General features: G+C 68.0%; 15 protein-coding genes. 8 read left to right on the top strand and 7 right to left on the bottom strand.

Annotated features, from left to right (window positions below):
• Positions 1–7 precede the first annotated feature (7 nt).
• The 4 genes from ligA to LQV39_RS05030 are packed head-to-tail and all read left to right on the top strand — an operon-like array spanning position 8 to position 4303.
• Entirely contained in the window at positions 8–2347 is a 2340-nt protein-coding gene (ligA, locus tag LQV39_RS05045) for an NAD-dependent DNA ligase LigA (protein ID WP_230020799.1), read from the top strand.
• 22 nt (positions 2348–2369) lie between these two features.
• Positions 2370–3257, top strand: coding sequence for a UTP--glucose-1-phosphate uridylyltransferase GalU (galU, locus tag LQV39_RS05040; protein WP_230020796.1), 888 nt, complete (start codon positions 2370–2372; stop codon positions 3255–3257).
• Between the two features lie 9 nt (positions 3258–3266).
• Positions 3267–3803 (top strand): peptide deformylase, encoded by a 537-nt coding sequence (gene def / locus LQV39_RS05035; protein ID WP_230020794.1) that lies wholly within the window; start codon positions 3267–3269, stop codon positions 3801–3803.
• Positions 3800–4303, top strand: a complete 504-nt coding sequence (locus LQV39_RS05030) for a hypothetical protein (RefSeq protein ID WP_374199403.1) — start codon at positions 3800–3802, stop codon at positions 4301–4303. The genes def and LQV39_RS05030 overlap by 4 nt, the downstream gene beginning before the upstream one ends.
• 81 nt (positions 4304–4384) lie before the next feature.
• Here the strand turns inward: LQV39_RS05030 and LQV39_RS05025 are convergent, their stop codons facing one another.
• Positions 4385–6136 carry a DUF885 family protein gene (locus LQV39_RS05025; RefSeq protein WP_230020791.1) on the bottom strand — a complete coding sequence of 584 codons (1752 nt, stop codon included), beginning with the start codon at positions 6134–6136 and terminating at the stop codon, positions 4385–4387.
• The gene (locus LQV39_RS05020) at positions 6133–7788 is read right to left on the bottom strand and encodes a M28 family peptidase (protein ID WP_230020790.1); all 1656 of its coding nucleotides are present in this window, start codon (positions 7786–7788) and stop codon (positions 6133–6135) included. Before LQV39_RS05020 ends, LQV39_RS05025 begins: the two co-directional genes overlap by 4 nt.
• Before the next feature lie 178 nt (positions 7789–7966).
• Between LQV39_RS05020 and LQV39_RS05015 the strand changes: the two genes are divergently transcribed.
• Genes LQV39_RS05015 through LQV39_RS05005 form a run of 3 tightly spaced genes read left to right on the top strand, consistent with a single transcriptional unit; the run spans position 7967 to position 11197 of the window.
• Positions 7967–8401, top strand: coding sequence for a hypothetical protein (locus LQV39_RS05015; RefSeq protein WP_230020786.1), 435 nt, complete (start codon positions 7967–7969; stop codon positions 8399–8401).
• On the top strand, positions 8402–9862 hold the full coding sequence (locus LQV39_RS05010) for an ATPase domain-containing protein (protein ID WP_230020782.1): 1461 nt from the start codon (positions 8402–8404) through the stop codon (positions 9860–9862).
• 27 nt (positions 9863–9889) lie between these two features.
• The gene (locus tag LQV39_RS05005) at positions 9890–11197 is read left to right on the top strand and encodes a hybrid sensor histidine kinase/response regulator (protein WP_230020780.1); all 1308 of its coding nucleotides are present in this window, start codon (positions 9890–9892) and stop codon (positions 11195–11197) included.
• Positions 11198–11228: 31 nt separating this feature from the next.
• On the opposite strand, the gene LQV39_RS05000 is transcribed toward LQV39_RS05005, so the two are convergent.
• The 5 genes from LQV39_RS05000 to LQV39_RS04980 all read right to left on the bottom strand — a co-directional run bounded on the left by LQV39_RS05000 (position 11229) and on the right by LQV39_RS04980 (position 19149).
• Positions 11229–12416, bottom strand: coding sequence for a pyridoxal phosphate-dependent aminotransferase (locus tag LQV39_RS05000; RefSeq protein WP_230020778.1), 1188 nt, complete (start codon positions 12414–12416; stop codon positions 11229–11231).
• A 14-nt stretch (positions 12417–12430) separates the two neighbouring features.
• Positions 12431–15316, bottom strand: coding sequence for an EAL domain-containing protein (locus LQV39_RS04995; RefSeq protein WP_230020774.1), 2886 nt, complete (start codon positions 15314–15316; stop codon positions 12431–12433).
• A gap of 17 nt (positions 15317–15333) precedes the next feature.
• Entirely contained in the window at positions 15334–16179 is an 846-nt protein-coding gene (locus LQV39_RS04990) for a phosphate/phosphite/phosphonate ABC transporter substrate-binding protein (protein ID WP_230020773.1), read from the bottom strand.
• Between the two features lie 148 nt (positions 16180–16327).
• Positions 16328–17506, bottom strand: coding sequence for a PEP-CTERM sorting domain-containing protein (locus tag LQV39_RS04985; protein ID WP_230020767.1), 1179 nt, complete (start codon positions 17504–17506; stop codon positions 16328–16330).
• 137 nt (positions 17507–17643) lie between these two features.
• Positions 17644–19149: a peptide MFS transporter gene (locus LQV39_RS04980; RefSeq protein ID WP_230020765.1), complete on the bottom strand. Its 1506-nt coding sequence runs from the start codon at positions 19147–19149 to the stop codon at positions 17644–17646.
• Between the two features lie 177 nt (positions 19150–19326).
• Here LQV39_RS04980 and LQV39_RS04975 point away from each other — a divergent pair, with 177 nt between their 5' ends.
• Positions 19327–21501: an ATP-binding protein gene (locus LQV39_RS04975; RefSeq protein ID WP_230020758.1), complete on the top strand. Its 2175-nt coding sequence runs from the start codon at positions 19327–19329 to the stop codon at positions 21499–21501.
• Positions 21502–21715 lie beyond the last annotated feature (214 nt).

The following is a 21715-nucleotide window of genomic DNA, read 5'->3' as shown; positions in this document are numbered from 1 at the left end:
GGTGCGGATGGACCACCTGGAACGGATGGCGTGGCTGGTCAAGGAACTGAACCACCACATCTATAACTACCACGTGCTCGACGCGCCGACCATTCCGGACGCCGAGTACGACAAGCTGTTCCGCGAACTGCAGGAACTGGAAGCGGCGCACCCGGAAGCGGTATCGAACGACACGCCGACCTCGCGCGTGGGCGGCGCGCCCATCCCCGAGTTCAGGCAGGTGACGCATGCGATGCCGATGCTCTCGCTGAACAACGGCTTTTCCGAAGAGGACATCGACAACTTCGACCGCCGTGTGCGCGAAGGCCTGGACCTGGCCAATGGCGCCCAGGTCGAGTACGCAGCCGAGCTGAAGTTCGACGGCCTGGCGATGAGCCTGCGCTACGAGAACGGCGTGTTCGTGCAGGCCGCCACCCGCGGCGACGGCTATACCGGCGAGGACGTCACGGCGAACATCCGCACCGTGAAGGTGATCCCGCTGCGCCTGCACGGTGGTGACATCCCGGCGGTGCTGGAAGTGCGCGGCGAAGTCCTGATGTTCAAGCAGGACTTCGAGCGCCTGAACCAGCGCCAGCGCGACGCCGGCCACAAGGAATTCGCCAACCCGCGCAACGCCGCCGCCGGCAGCCTGCGCCAGCTCGACGCCCGCATCACGGCCCAGCGCAAACTCCGCTTCTTCGCCTACGGCATCGGCGTGCTGGAAGGCGCGGCCATGCCGGAATCGCACTCCAAGGTGCTGGACTGGTTCGAGTGCCTCGGCCTGCCGGTGTCGAAGGAGCGCGCGGTGGTCAAGGGCTGCGAAGGCATCCTCGATTACTTCCGCTCCATCGGCGAGAAGCGCAAGTCGCTGCCTTACGAGATCGACGGCGTGGTCTACAAGGTCGACCGCCTGGAAGACCAGCGCGCCCTCGGCTTCGTCTCGCGCGCGCCGCGGTTCGCGCTGGCGCACAAGTTTCCGGCCGAGGAAGCGCTGACCACGGTACAGGCGATCGACGTGCAGGTGGGCCGCACCGGCGCCATCACGCCGGTCGCGCGCCTGAATCCGGTGTCGGTGGGCGGCGTGACCGTTACCAACGCCACCCTGCACAACGAAGACGAAGTGCGCCGCAAGGACGTGCGCGTGGGCGACACGGTGGTCGTGCGCCGCGCCGGCGACGTCATCCCGGAAGTGCTGTCCGTGGTGCTGGAGCGCCGCCCGCAGCCCGAGCCGGCCATGTATGAATTGCCGAAGACCTGCCCGGTGTGCGGCTCGCACGTGGTGCGCGAAGAAGGCGAGGCGGTGGCGCGCTGCTCCGGCGGTCTGACCTGCGCGGCCCAGCGCAAGGAAGCGATCCGCCACTTTGCCGGCCGCCGCATGATGGACATCGAAGGCCTGGGCGACCGCTACATCGACAGCCTGGTCGAGGCCAACCTGATCCACGGCGTGGCCGACCTGTACCGGCTGACGCTCGAAGATTTATTGCAGATGAAGCGCCTGGCCGACGAGCGCGACGGCACCACGCCGGAGACCGTCAAGGCAGGCAAGGTGGCGACCAAGTGGGCCGACAACCTGCTGGCCGCGATTGCCGCCAGCCGCAATCCGCCGCTCGAGCGCCTGCTGTTCGCGCTCGGCATCCGCCATGTCGGCGAGTCGACCGGCAAGACCCTGGCCGACTGGCTGGGCAGCCTGGCGCTGGTGCGCCGCGCCCCGGCCGCGCTGCTGCGCGTGCTGCCCGATATCGGCGGCACCGTGGCCGAAGCGATCGCCGAATTCTTTGCCGAGCCGAAGAACCAGGTGGCGCTGGATGCGCTGCTGGCCGCGGGCGTGGCGCCGCAGGGCGAGCATGCGCCCAAAGCCCAGCTGCGCGAGCGCCTGGACGAGGTCAAGCTGCTGGCCGCGCTCGACATTCCGAAGCTGACCGAGCCGCGCGCGAAGCAGCTGCTGGCGGACGGCCGCACGCTGGACGAGCTGGCGCACCTGAAGATCTTCAGCGTGTTCGGCCTGCCGTCCACGGTTGCCGAGTCGCTGGAAGCGTGGATGGCGGCGGACGGCAAGCGCGAGACCGTGCAGAAGATCGCCGACCTGCGCCGCGAACTGCTGGCCCAGCTGCCCGACGAAGCGCCAGCCGCTGAAGAAGGCCCGCTGGCCGGCAAGACTTTCGTGCTGACCGGGACCCTGCCGACCATGTCGCGCGACCAGGCCGGCGCCCTGATCGAGGCGGCCGGCGGCAAGGTCTCGGGCTCGGTGTCGAAGAAGACCTCCTACGTGGTGGCCGGCGCGGAAGCCGGCAGCAAGCTGGAAAAGGCGGAGAGCCTGGGCGTGACCGTGCTCGACGAAGCCGGTCTGCTGGCGCTGCTCCCGAAATAAAGAATCGATTGAGAGAACGAGAATGAGTGCAATCAAGAAGGCAGTATTCCCCGTCGCCGGCCTGGGCAGCCGCTTCCTGCCGGCCACCAAAGCCCAGCCGAAGGAGATGCTGCCCATCGTCGACAAGCCGCTGATCCAGTACGCAGTGGAGGAGGCGGTCGCCGCCGGCGTCACGGAGCTGATTTTCATCACCGGCCGCAACAAGCGCGCGATCGAGGACCACTTCGACAAGGCCTACGAGCTCGAATCCGAACTCGAGGCCCACGGCAAGCAGCAGCTGCTCGATCTGGTGCGCGGCGTGATCCCGAAGAACGTCAACTGCATCTACATCCGCCAGTCCGAGCCGCTGGGCCTGGGCCACGCGGTGCTGTGCGCGCGCCCGGTGGTGGGCAACGAACCCTTCGCGGTGCTGCTGGCCGACGACTTCATGGACAGCGCGCCCGGCCACAAGCCGGTGCTGGCCCAGATGACCGATTTGTACGGCTACGAAAAGTGCAGCGTGCTGGCGGTGCAGGACGTGCCGCGCGCGCATACCCGCCAGTACGGCATCGTCAGCGCCAGCGCCTACCGTCCGGATCTCGAGCTGGTCTCCGGCATCGTCGAGAAGCCGCAGCCCGACGACGCGCCCTCGACCCTGGCGGTGGTCGGCCGCTACGTGCTGTCCGGCTCGATTTTTGACCATCTGGCAAAAATCGGCACCGGCGCCGGCGGCGAGATCCAGCTGACCGACGGCATCGCCTCGCTGATGTCGCACGAGCGCGTGCTGGCCTACCGCTACGCTGGCCAGCGTTATGATTGCGGTTCCAAGCTCGGTTACCTGAAGGCGACCACGGCGATGGGCCTGAAGCATCCGGAAACCGCCGAGGGCTTTGCCGAATTCCTGGCCGAGCTGCGTGCGCAAGAAGGCTGAGGAGCCGACATGACGATCCGCGAAATCCTGAAGATGGGCGACCCGCGCCTGCTGCGCGTGGCCGAGCCGGTAAAAGAGTTCGACACGCCCGAGCTGCATGCCCTGATCGCCGACATGTTCGAGACCATGCACGCGGTCGACGGCGCCGGCCTGGCCGCGCCGCAGATCGGCGTCAACCTGCAGCTGGTGATCTTCGGCTTCGGGCAGAACCAGCGCTACCCGGACGCCCCGAGCGTGCCGGAGACGGTGCTGATCAATCCGGTCCTGAAACCGCTCTCCGATGAGATGGAAGAGGGCTTCGAAGGCTGCCTGTCGGTGCCGGGCCTGCGCGGCAGCGTCCCACGCTACACGAAGCTGCATTACGAAGGCGTTGACCAGTACGGCAAGCGCATCAGCCGCGACGTCGATGGCTTCCATGCGCGCGTGGTGCAGCACGAGGTCGACCACCTGCTGGGCATCCTCTATCCGATGCGCATCAAGGACTTTTCCCGCTTCGGCTACACCGAAGTCATGTTTCCCGATCTCGATCCGAAGGCAGACGATTGAACAAGCATTTCATCAAGCCGGCATTGGCCTGCGGCCTGGCGCTGGCCTTCGCTTTTGCGCAAGCGGCGCATGCCGGCGACCTGTTCACGAAGATCGACCCCGCGCCAAAGAGCGAGTTCTGGATCGACAGCGGCTTCGCCACGTACCACTTCGACCGCGACAAGGACTTGAACGGCGCCAACTGGGGCCTCGGCGCCGAGTACCGCTTTTCCGGCACGATGGCGGCCACCGCCGGCCGCTTTTACAACAGCGACCGTGACTACTCGAACTACGCCGGCGTGATCTGGCAGCCGTATGCGATCGGCCCGGTGCGCGTGGGCGCGGCCATCGCCGCCTTCAACGGTTACCCGCACATGCGCGACGGCGGCTGGTTCCCGGCCGCGATCCCCACGCTGACTTACGAGTACCAGCGCGTCGGCGTCAACGTCGGCATCATTCCGAGCTACAAGGACCGGCTGTATGGCGGTATCTCGGTGCAGTTGAAGATCAAGCTGCTGTAAGGTAGGGTGGGCTCCCCGAGCCCACGCAAGAGCAAGCCTCATGCAAGCGTCGGCGTGGGCACGGTGTGACCACCCTACGGCCTAGCGATACGGCGACTTCCCACCTTCCGCAATGAAGGTATCGATCCGCGCCTCCAGCACCGGCAGCGGCACCGACCCAAGCTGCAGCACGGTGTCGTGGAAGGCGCGGATGTCGAACTTCGGCCCGAGCGCCGCCTCCGCCTTTTTACGCGCCCCCATGATCGCCATCTCGCCCAGATAGTAGGACAGTGCCTGGCCTGGCCAGGAGATGTAGCGGTCGACTTCGGTCTCGATCTCGTGGTCGGACAGGGCCGTGTTGTCGTGCATGTAGGCCTGTGCCTGTTCGCGGGTCCAGCCCTGGGCGTGGATGCCGGTATCGACCACCAGCCGCGCCGCGCGCCAGGCCTGGTAGCTCAGCATGCCGAAGACTTCGTAGGGCGTCTCGTAGATACCCATCTCGGTGCCCAGGCGTTCAGAGTACAGCGCCCAGCCCTCGCCGTAGGCCGAAATGTAGGCCCTGCGGAAGGGCGGTACGCCTTTCTGTTCCAGCGCCACCGGCATCTGGAAGGCGTGGCCGGGCGCCGATTCGTGCAGGGTCAGTGCCGGGAGGCTGTACAGGGCGCGCGCCGGCAGGTTGTAGGTGTTGACGAGGTAGATGCCAGGACCGCCGCGCGCCGAGGTGTAGTAGGGCGCCTGGTCCGGCGGCACCGGGACGATCGCGAAGCGGCGGCGCGGCAGGTAGCCAAAATACTGGTCGGCCTTGCCGTCGAACTTCTTGGCGATCCAGGCCGCGGCCTTCAGGAGCTCGTCCGGCGTCTTCGCATAGAACTGCGGGTCGCTGCGCAGGAAAGCCAGGAAGGCGGGCAGCTCGCCCTTGAAGCCGGCCTGGCTCATTGCCTGCTGCATCTCGGCGCGGATCTTCGCCATCTCGGACAGGCCGATGCGGTGGATCTCGTCGGCCGTCATCGAGGTGGTCGTGTACTCGACGATCTTCGACTGGTAATAGGCCTTGCCCTCGGGGAGGCTCTCGGCCGCCAGCGCCACGCGCGCCTTCGGGAAGTACTCGCTGCGCACATAGGCCAGCACCTCGGCGTGGGCCGGCTGCACGCTGTCGCGGATGACGGCCGCGGCTTCCTCGCGCAGGCGGGCCTGCTCGGCGGCCGGGATATTCGCCGGCATGCTCTTGAAGGGCGCATAGAAGATGGTGTCCTGCGGAGACTTTGCTTCCGCCACGGTCGCCAGCGGGACGTCGCGCCCGGCCAGCGTCACGCGCGGCGGCGTGAAGCCGCGCGCCAGGCCGGCGCGCATGTTGGCCAACTGCTCGCGGTAGTAGCGCGGCATGTCGCGCAGCAGCAGGAGGTAGTCCCGGTATTCCTGCGCCGACTTGAAGGATCGCCTTGCGGCATAGGTGATGTCGGTCCAGAAGGCGCTGTCGGCATTCACCGGCTGCTCGTATTCGCGGAAGCGCTGGGCTTCATACAGGGCCTGGATCTGGGCGCGGTAGACCGCGTAGTTGATGCGTTCTTCCTTCGACAGTGCGGCCGGGTCGATGGCGGACAGGCGCTTCAGCACGTCCTCCCAGTAGCGGCGGCGCGCTTCCTGGGTGGCGGCGTCGACGCGCGGCAGTTCCGGGCGCCGGCCCTTGGGCTGGTCCTCGTCGTCGGCCAGGCGCTGGGCTATGCGCCACTTCCATTCCTGCTGGTAGAGAGCCTGGAAGCGGGTGTCGGCGGGCGTGGCGGCCGGGGTGGCGACCGAAGCCATGGGCGCCAGTGCGGCAAGGGCAAGGACCAGAGTTGCAGTGCGGAGTCTCATCGTTTCACCTTTCCCCAGGCTTCGCCCGTTTTCCAAACCGGCATCGCCGCCGCATTCGCCACCGCATAGCCCAGGTTCAGCGTGAACTGCGCCTGCTGCACCATGCCCGTCAAATCCCAGCCTGGATCGTACTGGTCGCTCACCTGGTGGTAGTCCCTGGTGAAGGCGCGCATGCGGCTGCTCGAAGAAGCCGCGTCGTGCGCGAAGGCGAAGCTGCCGTCGCCGGAGAACACCGCCGAGCCGACGTTGAAGGCCGGGACGCCCGCCTTCGCGAACATGAAGTGGTCGGCGCGGAAGTAGGCGCCGCCGAGATCCGGCACCGTTGGGGCGATCGACAGACCCATCTCCTGCGCCACGGCGCGCGAGGTATCGAGCAGCGTGCTGCGCTCGGCGCCGGGCACGCCGATGTCGCGCGTGGGACCGACGAAGTTCATGCTGTCGAGGTTCAGGTCGGCCGCGGTTTTCGACAGCGGCCACAGGGGCGCGCGGGTGTAGGCGAGGGCGCCCAGCAGGCCCTGTTCCTCGGCGCAGGGCCAGAGGAAGATCTGGGTGCGGCGTGCCGGATGCGCCACCGCGGCCTGGGCCATCGCCAGCAGGGCGGCGGTGCCGGAGCCGTTGTCGATGGCGCCGTTCCAGATGTGGTCCGGCTTCCCGTTCTGCACGTCGATGCCGAGGTGGTCCCAGTGCGCCGAATAGATCACCGCTTCCTCGCGCAGCTTCGGGTCGGTGCCGGGCACGATGCCGGCCACGTTGTACTCGGCCACCTGGCGCACCGCGCTCTTGACCTGCGCGTGGACGGTCGCCTTCAGTTCGACGGGGCGGAAGCCCTTGACTTCGGCGCGGGCGCGCAAGGCGTCGAGGTCCTGGCCGGCCGCGCTGAACAGGGTGCGCGCCATGTCTTCGCTGATCCAGCCCTGCAGCGCGTTGCCGGGGCCGGCCAGGTGGAACTGCTCGTGGGTGAAGCTGGTGACCGGGACGCTCCACGGATAGGATGCGGACGGCGTGGTGTGGATCAGCAGGATGCCGGCCGCGCCCTGGCGCTGGGCTTCTTCGAACTTGTAGGTCCAGCGGCCGTACCAGCTCAGCGATTTGCCGCCGAAGCGCGCCGGCTCGGCGGCGGTCGGCTGCGGGTCGTTGACCATCGCCACCAGCAGCTTGCCTTTCAGGTCGGCGCCGGCGAAATCGTTCCAGGCTTCATCCGGCGCATCGATGCCGTAGCCGACGAAGACGATGGGGGCGTCCAGCCGCGTCTCCGCCTGGCCGTTGGCGTTGCCGTAGACGGCGCCCTGATCGAAGGTCGCGGCGATGGTCTTGCCGCCGGCCTCGAAGCGGAGCACGCTGCCGGCCTGGGTCTTCTGGCCCACCAGCTCGACCTTCTGGCGGTAGCCCTTGCCGGCGGCCGGCTTCAGGCCGACGGCGGCGGCCTGGGTCTCCAGGTAGCGCACGGTGAGTTCGCCGCCGCGTTGCCCGGTGCCGCGGCCTTCCAGCAGGTCGTCGGCGAGGAAGGCCAGGTGGGCGCGCAGCGGCGCTTCCTGGACGGCCGGGCCGGAAGCACGAGCAGGGGCAGCGGCGCGGGCAGTGGAAAAAGCGGGCAGGGCGGCGAACAGTGCGCAGCGCAACAAGCTGGGAAGGTGGAATCGGCGGTCGGGCATGGAAGGCGGCTTGTCCTTGTTATCTGGAACAAGGATGGTAGCAGCCGCCAGTGCCGCACAGTAAGCAAATTATTGTCACGATATTACGAGTGCCCTTCCGGCTATGCAGCTATAATGTGCCCCACATGCCTTGGCCGCCTCGGCGGTGCCGCACCAAGATAAATCCCAGTTGACCTGCATGGAAAGAGACGACAAAGAGCGGCAACAATCCAGCGATGACGGTAAGGCCTTGCCGGGTGGCGGACAGTCCCAGGCAGGCTCTACCGTGGACCGGCTGCGCCCGTGGCGCCGCATCAGTGGCCAGTTGGTGACCCTGATCGGCGAGAACGGGTTTTGTGCGTTGTTCGGCCGCGCCCTGCGCACGCTGGCAGCCCGCTACGAATGGCTGCGCGTGGATCCCACGCAAAAGTCGATCGGCGGACTGCTGGGTTCGCTCGAGCGCGACCTGGCCGGCGCCGAGCCTACCGTGGCCGACATCGCGAACGGAGAGTTGCTGAACACATTCACCAGACAGCTGTCGTCGCTGATCGGCGAGGCGCTCACGGCCAGGCTCCTCGAGCAGGCCAGGGCCTCGGAGCAGCAGGGACCGGAAGATGTACAGGAGCACAAGTAAATGACCGACAAAGTACGCCTGGGATTGCTGGAGACCGGAGTTCCGGGCCTGGACGTCCTCCTCGGCGGCGGCCTGACCGAATATTCCTTCACCCTGATTGCCGGCGCCCCCGGCAGCGGCAAGACCACGCTGGCGCACCAGATCATGTTCGCGCTTGCCGGTCCCGAACGGCGCGCCCTGTTCTTCACGGTGCTCGGCGAGCCGCCGCTGAAGATGCTGCGCTACCAGCAGCAGTTTTCCTTCTTCGACATGGACAAGGTCGGTCCGTTCATCCGCTATGTCAATTTGGCGGATGACTTGCGCGCCGGCCACTTCCTCGGTGTGCTCGAGCGCATCATGCGTGAGGTCGAGGATTTCGGCCCCGGCCTGGTGTTCGTCGATTCCTTCCGTTCCGTGATGCAGAGCGCGCGCGCCGGCAACGAAGGCCTGTCCGACCTGCAGCAGTTCATCCAGGAACTCGGCTCGCGCATGGCGACCTGGCAGGCGACCACCTTCCTGATCGGCGAGTATTCGCAGGCCGACGTCGAGGCGAATCCGATCATCACGGTGGCCGACGGCATGCTCACCCTGTACCAGGCGGCGGACGACAACTCGGCCCTGCGCAAGCTGCGCGTCAACAAGATGCGCGGCCAGGCCCACATGACGGGCGCCCACACCATGCGCATCGGGGACGACGGCATCCGCGTCTATCCGCGCCTGCTGCCGCCGCTGGCCACCGATCGCTTGCCCGGCACGCCGGTGGACCGCAATCCCTGCCGTATCCCGACCGGTGTGCCGGGCGTGGACGAGCTGATGCACGGCGGCCTGCCGCAGGGCCATACCATGCTGGTCTCGGGGCCGACCGGCGCCGGCAAGACCATCATGGCCACCCGCTTCCTGCAGGCCGGCGCCGCGCTCGGCGAGAAAGGCGTCGCCCTGTTCTTCGAGAAGGGTACGGCGCGCCTGCGTAACGCCGAGCTGGCGAAAATCGTCCAGCAAGGCCACGTGTCGGTGGTCGAAAGCCGCTCGCTGTCGCTCAGCGTCGAAGAGCTGATGGACGAGATGTGCAGCGCGATTGACCGCACCGGCGCCACCCGGGTGGTGATCGATTCGCTGTCCGAGATCGGGCTCTACCTGGCGCCGGAAGTCCGCGCCGACCTGCGCGTGGCCGTGTTCCGCACCCTGTCCGAACTGGCCAAGCGCGGCGTTTCCGCGCTGGTCACGGTGGGCACCGAAGACGACTACACCCGCGCCAGCTTCAGCCCGGACGAGCTGTGCTTCCTTACCGACGCCGTGCTGTCGATGCGCTATGCCGAATTCGACGGCGCGATCCGCAAGTTCATGACGGTAGTGAAGGTGCGCGGCTGCGATCACAGCTGCGACCTGCGCGAGTACACGATCACGGCGGAGGGGATCGAGGTCTACCCCAAAGGATCGCAACTGAACGGCGTGCTGGTCGGCCGGCCAACGCTGGGGCGCTGACGCAGCATGGGCCTGGACGAGGACGTAATGGAACCGCTAGACGACGACAGCACGGCCTCGCAACAGCGCGCCACCAGGCATGAATTGCCGCGCGCCTCCCTGCCTGAGGAATTCTTGCTGCGCCGCATCCATTCCCTCGAAGACGAGGTCGGCATGCTGCGCGAAGCCAACGAGCACCTGGTGCTGGCGGCGGTCCAGGCCCAGCACCTGCAGGAAGACGCCGAGGCGGCCAACCGGCGCCAGAACGAATTCCTCGCCATGCTGGCGCACGAGCTGCGCAATCCGCTGTCGCCGATCAGCATGGCGGCCTCGCTGCTGGACCGCATGCCCGACGCCACGCCCCAGCTGCACAAGCTCTCGCGCGTGATCGGGCGCCAGGTCGAGCACATGGCCAAGCTGCTCGACGACCTGCTCGACGCCGCCCGCATCAGCAGCGGCAAGATCACCCTGTCGACCCAGCCGCTGGTGCTGGCCGACGTGCTGCAGCAGGCGGTCGAGACCATGCAGTCCTGCATCCAGGAGCGCCGCCAGACCCTGCAGCTCGAACTGCCGCCGGAATCGGTGGTGGTCGAGGGCGACCAGGTCCGCCTGACCCAGGTGTTCACCAACCTGCTGGCCAACGCCTCCAAGTACACCGGCGACGGCGGCATGCTCCACCTTGCGGCCCGCGCCGACGGCGACCAGGTTTCGGTGGCGATCAGGGACAACGGCAACGGCATCGCGCCCGAGATCATCCCGTATATCTTCGACCTGTTCACCCAGGGGCCGCGCTCGCTGGCGCGCTCCGAAGGCGGGCTGGGCGTGGGCCTGAACGTGGTGCGCAACCTGGTCGGCATGCATGCCGGTTCGGTGACGGCGGAGAGCGCCGGCGCCGGCCAAGGCAGCTGCTTCACGGTGCGCCTGCCGCGCTCCGGGCAGCAAAGCGTCGGCCGCGGCCCGGCCGAGGTGGCCGTCACCGGCGGCCGCAAGCGGATCCTGGTGGTGGAGGACAATCCCGACACCTGCGCCACGCTGGCGGCCTGCCTGCGCGAAGAGGGGCACGAGGTGGTCACCGCGCTGGACGGCCGCAGCGGCCTGGCGGCGGCGCTGGAACGGCCTTATGACGTGATCGTGTGCGACATCGGCTTGCCTGGCCTCGATGGACTGGGGCTGATGCGGGCGGTGCGCGCGGCGGTGGGTGGCAGGCGGCCGCTGGCCATCGCCCTGACCGGCTACGGCCAGCCGGAAGACCAGGCGCGCGGCATGGAAGCCGGCTTCGATCACTACCTGGTCAAGCCGGTCGGGCTGGAAACGCTGCTGTCCTTAATCGGCGCGGAAGCAAACACTAATCGCTAACGACTTGTAGGGTGGGCACGGGGTGCCCACCCTAGCCCAGCAGGCGCGCCAGGCGCTGCACGGCTTCCTCGATGCGTTCGTATTCGGTGGCGTAGGAAAAGCGCACATGGCGTTGCGGGGCCGCGAAGCCGAAGTCGTCGCCCGGCACGATCGCCACATGCGCTTCTTCCAGCACCGCCTTGCCGAAAGCCGTGCTGTCGCCCGCGTGGCGATGTGGCAGGCCGGTGATATCCGCGTACACGTAGAAGGCGCCGTCCGGCATCACCGGCACGGCAAAGCCGAGCTCGCGCAGGGCCGGTACCAGGAAGTCGCGGCGGCGCTGGAATTCCAGGCGGCGCGACTCGAAGATCTCCAGGGCGTCGTCGCGGAAGCAGGCCAGGGCCGCATGCTGGGCGATGGTCGGCGCGCAGATGAAGAGATTCTGCGCCAGTTTCTCGAACACCGGCACCAGGTTCTCCGGCACCACCAGCCAGCCCAGGCGCCAGCCGGTCATGCTGAAGTATTTCGAGAAGCTGTTCACGGTGATGACGTTGTCGTCCAGCGCCAGGCTGCTTACTGGTTTGCCGTCGTAGGACAGGCCCTGGTAGATCTCGTCGACGATGGCGAAGCCGCCGCGGGCGCGCACGGCGCCCAGCAGTTCGCGCGCCTGCGGCACCGTCATCGAGGTGCCGGTCGGGTTCGAGGGCGAGGCCACCAGCACGCCGCGGCTCCTGTCGTTCCAGTGCTCGGCCAGGTGGGCGGCCGTGAGCTGGTAGCGTTCCGCCGCGCTCGAATAGAGCAGCACCGGCTTGCCGCCGAAGGCGCTGACGAAATGCCGGTTGCAGGGATAGCACGGGTCCGGCATCAGTACTTCGTCGCCCTCGGCAACCAGGGCGGCGCAGGCCAGCAGCAGGGCGGCCGAGGCGCCGGCGGTGACCACGATGCGGCGCGGATCGATGTCCAGGCCGTAGAAGCGCGAATAATGCCCGGAGATCGCCTCGCGCAAGGCCGGCAGGCCAAGCGATTCGGTGTACTGGGTGGCGCCGCCGCGGATCGCGTCCATGGCGGCCTGGGCGACCATCTCGGGCGCGGTGAAGTCCGGTTCGCCCACGCTCATGCTGATGACGTCGATGCCGGCGCGGCGCATGGCGGCAGCCTGCTTGACCATTTCCATGACGCGGAAGGGTTCGATGGCGTCGACGCGGGACGCCACCTGGAGGAGATTCTGATGTTCTGGCATCCCCGGATTCTATCTCAGGCCGCGACCGGCTGCTCGCGCTGGAGGAATGCCGCGCACTCCGCAGCCGGCAGCGGCTTGCTGATGTAATAACCCTGGATCTCGTCGCAATCGTACCGTTCCAGTTCGCGCAGCTGGGCGATGTTCTCGACGCCCTCGGCCACCACCTTCAGGTTCAGGCTGTGCGCCAGGCTGATCACGGCCTTGGTGATGGCGGCGTCGTCCGCGTCGTCCGGCAGGTCGCGGACAAAAGTGCGGTCGATCTTCAGCGCGTCCAGCGGGAAGCGCTTCAAATAGGCCAGGCTCGAATAGCCGGTGCCGAAATCGTCCACCGACAGGCGCATGCCGAGCGCCTTGATGCGTTTCAGGATCGCCACCGCGGCTTCCGGGTTCGTCATCAGCATCGATTCGGTCAGCTCGAATTCGAGCAGGCCTGGCGCGACCCCGGCGCCCACGACGATGCGTTCGATGACGGCGGCCAGGTCGGCTTGCTGGAGCTGGCGCGCGGACAGGTTGATCGCCACCGGCGGCACCGGCAGGCCGGCCGTTTCCCAGGCGCGCAGCTGGCGGCAGACCTCGCCGATCACCCATTCGCCGGCCGGCAGGATCAGGCCCGTATCCTCGAGGATGGAGATGAATTCGAGCGGCGGCACCAGGCCGCGCTGCGGATGCTTCCAGCGCAGCAGGGCCTCGAAGCCGCTGATGCCGCCGCCGGCCAGGTCCAGCTTGGGCTGGTAGTGCAGCAGGAACTCGCCGCGTTCCAGCGCCAGGCGCAGCTGGGATTCGAGCTGGATCCGCTGGGCCGCGTTCTCGTGCAGCGCCGCCGAATAGAACTGCCAGGTATTGCGGCCATTGTTCTTGGCGCCGTACATCGCGGTGTCGGCGCTCTTGAGCAGCTGCTCGGCGCTGGCGCCGTCTTCCGGATAGCTGGCGATGCCGATGCTGGCCGAGACGAACAGCTGCTGGCCCTGCAGGTGGAAGGGCTGGGCCAGTGCTTCGATGATGCGGCCGGCCAGCAGGGCGGCGTCCGGCGCCTCCTTGGCGGCGCCGGCCAGGTAGGGCAGCACCACCGCGAATTCGTCGCCGCCGAGGCGCGCCACCACGTTGTCGCCGCGCGCGCAGGCTTCCAGCCGCGCCGCGGCCTGCACCAGCAGCTGGTCGCCCACGCCGTGGCCCAGCATGTCGTTGACGTTCTTGAAGCGGTCCAGGTCGATGAACATGACGGCCGCGCGGTGCCCATGGCGGCTGGCCGCGGCGATTGCGTCTTCCAGGCAGCTGCCCAGCTGGCGGCGGTTCGGCAAATTGGTCAGCGAGTCGTACTCGGCCAGGTAGGTCAGGCGCTGGCGCGCTTCCTGGCGCTCGATCGCGGTGCCGAGGATGTTGGCGATCCCGCGCAGGAACACAGCATCGTCGTCGTCGAAGCGGCGCCCGGTATCGGTATAGGCGCCCAGCACGCCGTAGCGGCCGACCCCGGCGTCGAGGCCGCCGCGCAGGCCGTGCATCGCGGCCAGCGGGCCGAACCAGGGACGCAGGCCGGCCGCCGGCGCCCCGCCCAGCGGATCGCCGGGACAGCCCAGCTGCAGGCCGGCGGCCTGGCTCAGGCGGCCGGCGCCGGCGCGCACCGTCAGCTGGCGGCCGAAGCTGGTATCGGACTGCGCAGTCTCGAACAGCGCCGCGCAGGGCGTGCCGAGGCCGTGCGCGGCGGCCTGCACCGCCTCCTCGAACAGCTCGTCCAGGTCGTTGGCGGCCAGCGCCTTGCGGCCAAGATCGGCGATCAGGGTCTGGCGCTTGGCGTTTTCGACGATCGCGCGCTCGAATTCCTTGCGTTCGGTGATGTCGATGTCGATGCACAGGTAGCGCTCGATGCTGCCGCCGGCGTCGAAGATGGGGACGATGGTGCGGTACCACTGCAGGCCGCCGGTTCTTGCCTTGATCACGACCTCGCCGTTCCAGACGTCCGGCGACGGGCTCCAGGGAGCGCTATTGCCGGCCGGGCGGCCGAACTCGAGCAGCTCGCGGCCGAGCGCTTCCGTGCGGCTGTAGCCGCTGGCGCGCTCGAACAGTTCGTTGACGCCGATGATGCGCCCGAGCGTGTCGACCTCGCTCACGATCGCGGCCTGGTCGACCGCGTGCTTGTGCTGCATGAGCGAGTTGGTGAGCGAATCGATGCGCTGGCCGAACTGCACGCGCAGGCTGGCGGCGCTGCGGTTGACGGCGCGGATCGCTTCCTGGATCTCGGTCGGGGCGTCGGCATGCAGGTCGGCCTCGGCGGTGACGCGGCCGGCGGCGACGTCCTTCTCGAAGGAGCTCAGGGCGCCGAGCTTGGCCAGCCAGCGCTTCAGCAGGGTGTGCATCAGGACCATGCCGAGCGCGAAGGCGACCAGCGCGAAGCTGGCGGTCTCGAGCACCAGCGCCCACAGCTGGGTGGCGATCTTGTCGGCGTCGAATTCGACCCGGATCACGCCGTAGTCGCGCCCGCCCACGCTGGCCACGCGATTGACTTCGTACAGCTTGGACGCGATCAGCCGGCTCAGCCAGGCCGGGGCCGGCCTGCGTTCGAACCTGGGCGCTTCCACCCGCAGGGCGCCGCCGCCGATGTCGATGAAGGCCGCGCTCTTGAACGGCGACTGGAACAGCATCTTGCCGAGGGTGCGCTTGACCGTGTCGTAGTCGCCGATCACCACGCTGTCCTCGATGTTCTGGGCCGCGACTTCGACCAGGGTCAGGGCGGCGTCCTGGGTCTCCTCGACGTGCTGCAGCAGGTGGTAGCGGTAGAACAGGCCCATGCCGGCGCCGAGGAAGAGCAGCATGGTGAGACTGAAGACGGCGAACACCCGCCCGGCCAGGGAACGCGGCAGCAGGGAGGTCGGCAAGACGCGCGTTAGGATTCGCGGCAGCGGCATGGGTCGGTTCCGGAGAGTCAGCGCAGGCTGATGGGGGCGGTCGCGTAGAAGGCGCGGTAGCTGGCGTAGTCGGCGTCGGTGGCGGCCACGAAGCCGAGCGGCTGCGGCGAGCGCACCAGTTCGGCGGCGGCGTCGAGGATGCGGCGGCCTTCCGGGTCCTTGCGCATGTTCAGGAAGGCTTGCGCCACCGCGCGCACCTCGGCGGCGGGCACGCGCGGGGAGGCCATCAGGGCGAGATCGTTGTAGGGCGCGGAACTCCACAGCACGCGGAAGGATTTGCTTTCGCGGCTGCCGTAGGTTTCGACCAGCTGGGAATTCGCGCCGCTGGCGCGGGCCCGGCCGGCGAACAGCTGGGTGAAGGCAGCGTCCATGTTCCCGGCAAATACAGGGTTGACGCTGATGTTACGGCGCAGCAGCTCGGCGTAGGGCGCCTTGTAGGCGATCAGGGCCTCCGGGCCCGGAAACACGACGGTGCCGCCTGCCAGCTCGGCCAGGCTCGCGACCTTCGAATCGGCCGGCACCACGATCTGGGCCCGCACCGGCGGCGCGTCGCGGCGGCCGAACACGGTCCAGCCCATCTTTTCGCGGTCCGGGCTGAACAGGTGGTTGGTGAAGGCGAAGTCGACTTCGCGCGCCAGCACATAGCTGGTGGTGTCGGCCGAGGTGCGGCCCAGCTTCAGGTTCAGGCGCACGCCGCTCTTTTCCGAGACGTAGCGGATGATCGGGTTCCAGAAACTGGCCGAGACTTTCAGGTTGTACTGGTTGACCGGCGAAAAATTGTAGCTGTGCGGCTCGGCGCCGGCGGCACCGGCGGAAAGGACGCACGCCAACAGGGCAAGACCGGCTTTGGCGAAGGAATGCATGGTTCGGGACGGTTGCGGCCGGGAGCGCGGGCCGGTGGTTGAAGCCGGGCAGTGTCTGGGCCCGCAAGTTGCTCCGCACTATATCATATTTCCTGTTTGCAACATATTGTCCGCCATAACTTGTCCCGAGAATGCAACGCCTGTCTCCTCAACGAGCGCCGGGCCGCCGCACCCGCCGCAGACTGAGCGCCCCCAGCCCGAACACCAGCATCGCCCAGCTTCCCGGCTCGGGCACGGCCGACACCAGGTCGAGCCGCACCGCGTAGCAGTCGCCGAACATGCCGCCGCGGCAGGCGGTGGCCGCGATCTGCTGGGCGCCGTTGATGCCGTGCGCGTCCGTGATTTCCCAGCCGGAGGCCGGGTCGATCAGGGTGTTCAGGTCGACCATGCCGCCGGCGCCGTCGTACAGGAAGCCGTGGTAGCCGTAGGTGTCGGGCGTGAGGGTGACGGCGGCGGTGCCGACCACCTGGCCGAGCCTGTTGATGTCCCAGGCGATGCTGTCGTCGACGGTGGCGTCGAGCGCGCCGAGGTCGGTGATCACGCCGCCCTCGTACAGGAAGGCGTGCGAACCGTGGGGGAAGGACGAGGCCGGGATGCCGCCGACCGCCAGGCCGTAGTCGTTCAGGGCATAAATGGCGCTGTTGCCGAGCTCCGACGCGCCGATCGGGACCACGCCGCCGCCGCGGAATTCCACGGCGTAGAACGGATACTCCGGCACCGTGATTTCGCCCTGGTAGGAGGCGCCGCCGATCAGGCCCTTGTTGTTGACCGCATAGGCGTCGCTGCCGGCGCCGCCGGGCAGGGCGCCGAGCCCGGTCATGGTGCCGCCCTCATAGCGGAAGGCTTGCTGGTAGTAGCTGTCGGATTCGGCCCCCGTGTTGGCGCTGCCGACGATGACCCCGTGGTTGTTGATGTCCCAGGCCACGCTGCCGCTGCCGCCGAGGGTGCCGAGGTCGTGCAGGCTGCCGCCGGAATACACGTAGGCGTGGGTTTCGCCGGCCAGCGTGTTGGCGCTGCCGACCACCAGGCCGTAGTCATTGATCGCGTTGGCAAAGCTGTTCAGGCCGCCGAGCGTGCCGAGCACGGCATAGCCGCTGCTGGTGTAGACAAAGCCGTTGGTGGCGCCGCCACTGGTGACGCTGCCGACCACGTCGCCGTAGCGGTTGATGTCGGTGGCGGTACTGCCGAGTCCGCCGACCACGGTGACGTTGTACAGCGGGTCCGCCAGCGCCGCGGCGCCGGGGATGGCGAGCGTTGCAGCGAAGAATAGACGGGATAGATGCGACAGGCGCATGCCGGCCTCCTTGATGGCTGGTTGAAGGAACATTCAGCGCCCAGCTTATGCGGCAGTGCTTCATCGCCGCCTGACCGGCATCAGGAGTATGCGGAATGGATGGGCTGCGGGCGCCCGGCAAGGAGGGGGAAACGGGCGCGCAGGACGCGCGCCCGGAAGGTCTTGCTTGATTACTGGTGCGACTGGTGGCTGGCCGTCAGCTTGCGCATCAGCGGCAGCGCCAGCAGGGCAATCACGGTGCAGGCGATTGCGCCCATGCCCAGCTTGTTGAACAGGCTGGTGTAGATCGGCAGGGTCTGGACCGGGTCGGTCAGATCCTTCGGCACGCTGGCCAGGTTGGCGACCACGCCGCCCAGGTATTGCGAGATGCCGGTGGCGACGAAGTAGGCGCCCATCATGAAGCCGCTCATGCGCGCCGGCACGTAGCGCGCCACCATCGCCAGGCCCAGGCCCGACACCAGCAGCTCGCCCAGCGAGTACAGGCCGTAGCCGGCGATCATCACCCACGAGGAGGTCATGCCCTTGACGGCGAACACGCCGGCGACGCCGTAGGCGAAGAAGCCGGCCGCCACCGCGGCGAAGCCGAGCGCGAACTTGCCGGCGATCGACAGGTCCTTGCCGGTGCGGCCCGCGGCCGAGTAGACCCAGGCCAGGACCGGGCTCAGCACCATGATCCAGATCGCGTTCAGGGCCTGGAACTGGGCCGGCGACCAGGTCCACAGGTGGGCGCCGAAGATGCTGAAGTCGAGATCGACGTTGCGCAGGGCGAACAGCGACAGCGAAGTCGACATCTGCTGGTAGAAGATGAAGAAGAACACGGTCTGCAGGGTCAGCACCAGGGCCGCGATCAGGCCGGCGCGCTCGCTCGGCTCGCTCTTGCGGATCAGGTGCACGAAGATGCCCAGCACCACCAGGCCGGCCAGGTAGACGAAGGCGCGCGCCAGGGCCTGGTTCTCCAGGATCTCGGCCGAGCCGAACACGACGACCACGGCGCCGGCCAGCACGGCGGCCAGCTTGCCGACCTGCAGCGGACGCTCGTCCGGCAGGCTGCCGACGTGGGCAATGGTGGCGCGCATGAACAGCACATTGAACAGGCCGAGCACCAGGCCGACGCTGCAGACCGCGAAGGCGGCGTGCCAGCCCAGGTTGCTGCCGTAGGCGGCGTTGACGTAATCCTTGATCCAGGGCGTGGCCAGCATCGACACGGTCGAGCCGACGTTCACCGCCATGTAATACAGGGTGAAGGCGGAGTCGATCTTGGAATCGTCGCCTTCGTAGATCTTGCGCACCAGGTTGGCGGTGTTGGGCTTGAACAGGCCGTTGCCGACCACCACCACGCCGAGGGCGCAGAACAGGAAGCGGGTGCTCTCGGTCGGCACCGCTATCAGCGCGTAGCCGACGGTCAGGACCATGGCGCCCAGATACATCGAGCGCTTGGTGCCCAGTACCTTGTCGCCGATCCAGCCGCCGATGGCGGGCGCGACGTAGATCAGGGCCGCGGCGGCGCTCCAGACCAGGTTGGCGCGGCTGTCTTCGAAGCCGAGGCGCTCGACCATGTAATAGACGATCAGCGCCTGCATGCCGTAGTAGCCGAAGCGCTCCCACAGCTCGATCAGAGCGACGGTGAGGAAGGAACGGGTTTGTGTGTAGGGTAGTGGTAGGGTTTCGGTTTTCATGGGTCTCCCGGATTCTCGGATGCCGCCTTGTGAGCAGGCAATCCCCGGATGCTACGCGAGCCCGGCCCTTCGCGCAATGCCGGAAAACAGGGGCGTAAAGACTGTCGTGGCGGGCTGAAGGAGCTTTTTCTCTGCCGTGCGGCATGAAAAAACTTGCTGAATATAAAATGCGACACCATGAGAGTGCGCACCCACCTGAGCTTGCTGGCCGCAGCGGTCTTCCTGCCGATGATCGTCGGCGCCGGCGTCGCCATCAAGCTGCTGCTGGACGCCGAGCGCCACGCGGTGCTGCGCGGGATGCAGGAACTGGCGCGCGCCTCGGTGCTGGCGATGGACCAGGAGTTGACGGCGGCGATCGCCTCCGGCCAGGCGCTGGCGACCTCGGCGCGGCTGAAGCAGGGCGATTTCGAATACTTTTATCGGCAGGCCCGCAGCGCCAACGCCGGCACCAGCCGCGAAACGGCCGTGCTGCGCGAGGACGGCCAGCAGCTGTTCAATACCGTGGTGCCCTACGGGCAGCCGATCGCGCCGCCGCCGCCCGGCGCCCTGCAGCGCGTGGCCGATGTGTTCGAACGCCAGCGGCCGACGGTGTCGAACCTGATCGTCGGCAGCGCCACCCGCCGCTACGTGATCTCGGCCGAACTGCCCTTGACCCTCGACGACGGCCGCCGGGTACTGCTCGACCAGTGGTTCGACGCCCAGCACCTGAACCGGCTGCTGCCGCGCGACGTGCCCGCGTCCTGGCAGGTGTCGGTGTTCGACCGCGACGGCGCCGCGCTGGCGCGTAACGAAGGATCAAGTGCCTCGGTCGGCGCGCGCGCAAGCCCGGAACTGCTGCGGGCGCTGCGCAGCGGCGCCGCGCGGACCGAACTGGCCGGGCGCGACGGCGCGCCGATGGCGGCGGCACTGGCCCGGTCTTCGCTGTCCGGATGGACCGCCGTGATCGGCGTGCCCGTGAGGGAACTGGAAGCCACGGCGGCGCGCGCGGTTTCCTTGACGGCGGCGACCCTGCTGTGCGCGGTGGTGCTGGCGCTGGCGGGGGCGATCCTGTTCGCGCGGCGCCTGCTGGCGGCCACGGAGTACCTGGGCGCCGCCACCGAGGGCATGGCCGAAGGCTGGCTGCCGCCGCCGGCCGACCTGCGCATCGCCGAATTGAACAGCCTGCAGCAGGTCCTGCACGCGGTCTCGCGCCGCCTGCAGAAGGCCGAGGCAGGGCGCCGCAAGCACCTGGCCGAGGTGCAGGCGGCGCGCAGCGTGGCGGAGGCACAGAACCGCGCGAAGGACGAATTCCTGGCTATGCTGGGCCACGAACTGCGCAATCCGCTGGGCGCGATCAGCTCGGCCATCGACCTGATCCAGATGGGGGCGGGCGGCGGGGCGGCCGAGCGCGCGCACCAGATCATCGGGCGCCAGAGCCGCCACCTGGCGCACCTGGTCGACGAACTGCTGGATGCCAACCGCGTCCTCAGCGGCAAGGTCGTGCTGGCGCTGGCGCCGCTGGACCTGGCCGTCGCCGTGCGCGAAGCGGCGCTGACCCTGCAGACCCAGGGCACGACCGCCGGGCACGAATTGACGCTCGACCTCGAGCCCCTGTGGGTGAACGGCGACCCGACCCGCCTGCAGCAGGTGATCGGCAACCTGGTCGAAAACGCCGCCAAGTACACCCAGGCCGGCGGCCATATCCATGTCAGTACCCGGCGGCGGGGCGGCATGGCGGAGCTGGTCGTGCGCGATGACGGCAAGGGTATCGACGCCGAACTGCTGCCGCGCGTGTGGGACGTGTTCGTGCAGGGCAAGGTGAGCAGCCGCGCCAAGGGCGGGCTCGGCATCGGCCTGGCGGTGGTCAAGTCGCTGGTGGAACAGCAGCATGGCTCGGTGGCCGTGGTCAGTGCCGGCGCCGGGCAGGGCAGCAGCTTCACGGTGCGCCTGCCGCTGGCGCAGGAAACGCCGGCCGCGGCCGAGCTGCCCGCGCCCGTAACCACGGCGCTGGACGGCCTGCGGGTGCTGGTGGTCGAGGACAACGAGGACTTGCGCGAGATGATGTGCGCGCTGCTGGCCTCGCGCGGCTGCGCGGTCGACAGCGCAGCCGACGGCCGCTCTGCGATCGCGCTGGCCGCCAATGCGCTGCCGCAGGTGGCTTTCGTCGACATCGACCTGCCCGACATCGCCGGCCACGAGGTGGCGCGCGCGCTGGCCGGGCAGGGCGGGATCCGGCTGGTGGCGGTGACCGGCTACGGCCAGCCCGAGGATGTGCGGCGCGCGCTGGCGGCCGGTTTCGACCGCCACCTGAAGAAGCCAGTGCGCCTGGAAGATCTTGAACGCGCAATCGGCGAGATGGACCTGGTGCGCTGAGACCAGCCACCATTGCGAGTTTGCAACAAAGAACGCACCATCTGCCGGGGCTGCCTTCGGCATCGCTTTATTCTCTTTGGCAGCGCTTCCATTTGTCCAGGACAAAATTCGCGGATGACTTAGGCGTCAGCCCATTCTCTGCGGCTGGTGCAAGCGGTCTCGTGCACGATTGAATACCCGTAGGAGATTATCGACTTGTAAAGTATTCTGGCGG

It is taken from the genome of Massilia sp. Bi118 (assembly GCF_918697865.1).
In the GTDB taxonomy this organism is placed as follows: Bacteria; Pseudomonadota; Gammaproteobacteria; order Burkholderiales; family Burkholderiaceae_D; genus Telluria.
Note: the sequence above shows the minus strand (reverse complement) of the source record. Positions and strands in the feature narration are given on the sequence as shown.

What these genes read in the sequence shown, in the direction of transcription:
- ligA (WP_230020799.1), top strand. Translation starts at nt 8, where the DNA reads ATGGACCACCTGGAACGGATGGCGTGGCTGGTCAAGGAACTGAACCAC.
- galU (WP_230020796.1), top strand. Translation starts at nt 2,370, where the DNA reads ATGAGTGCAATCAAGAAGGCAGTATTCCCCGTCGCCGGCCTGGGCAGC.
- def (WP_230020794.1), top strand. Translation starts at nt 3,267, where the DNA reads ATGACGATCCGCGAAATCCTGAAGATGGGCGACCCGCGCCTGCTGCGC.
- LQV39_RS05025 (WP_230020791.1), bottom strand. Translation starts at nt 6,136, where the DNA reads ATGAGACTCCGCACTGCAACTCTGGTCCTTGCCCTTGCCGCACTGGCG.
- LQV39_RS05020 (WP_230020790.1), bottom strand. Translation starts at nt 7,788, where the DNA reads ATGCCCGACCGCCGATTCCACCTTCCCAGCTTGTTGCGCTGCGCACTG.
- LQV39_RS05015 (WP_230020786.1), top strand. Translation starts at nt 7,967, where the DNA reads ATGGAAAGAGACGACAAAGAGCGGCAACAATCCAGCGATGACGGTAAG.
- LQV39_RS05010 (WP_230020782.1), top strand. Translation starts at nt 8,402, where the DNA reads ATGACCGACAAAGTACGCCTGGGATTGCTGGAGACCGGAGTTCCGGGC.
- LQV39_RS05005 (WP_230020780.1), top strand. Translation starts at nt 9,890, where the DNA reads ATGGAACCGCTAGACGACGACAGCACGGCCTCGCAACAGCGCGCCACC.
- LQV39_RS05000 (WP_230020778.1), bottom strand. Translation starts at nt 12,416, where the DNA reads ATGCCAGAACATCAGAATCTCCTCCAGGTGGCGTCCCGCGTCGACGCC.
- LQV39_RS04995 (WP_230020774.1), bottom strand. Translation starts at nt 15,316, where the DNA reads ATGCCGCTGCCGCGAATCCTAACGCGCGTCTTGCCGACCTCCCTGCTG.
- LQV39_RS04990 (WP_230020773.1), bottom strand. Translation starts at nt 16,179, where the DNA reads ATGCATTCCTTCGCCAAAGCCGGTCTTGCCCTGTTGGCGTGCGTCCTT.
- LQV39_RS04985 (WP_230020767.1), bottom strand. Translation starts at nt 17,506, where the DNA reads ATGTTCCTTCAACCAGCCATCAAGGAGGCCGGCATGCGCCTGTCGCAT.
- LQV39_RS04980 (WP_230020765.1), bottom strand. Translation starts at nt 19,149, where the DNA reads ATGAAAACCGAAACCCTACCACTACCCTACACACAAACCCGTTCCTTC.
- LQV39_RS04975 (WP_230020758.1), top strand. Translation starts at nt 19,327, where the DNA reads ATGAGAGTGCGCACCCACCTGAGCTTGCTGGCCGCAGCGGTCTTCCTG.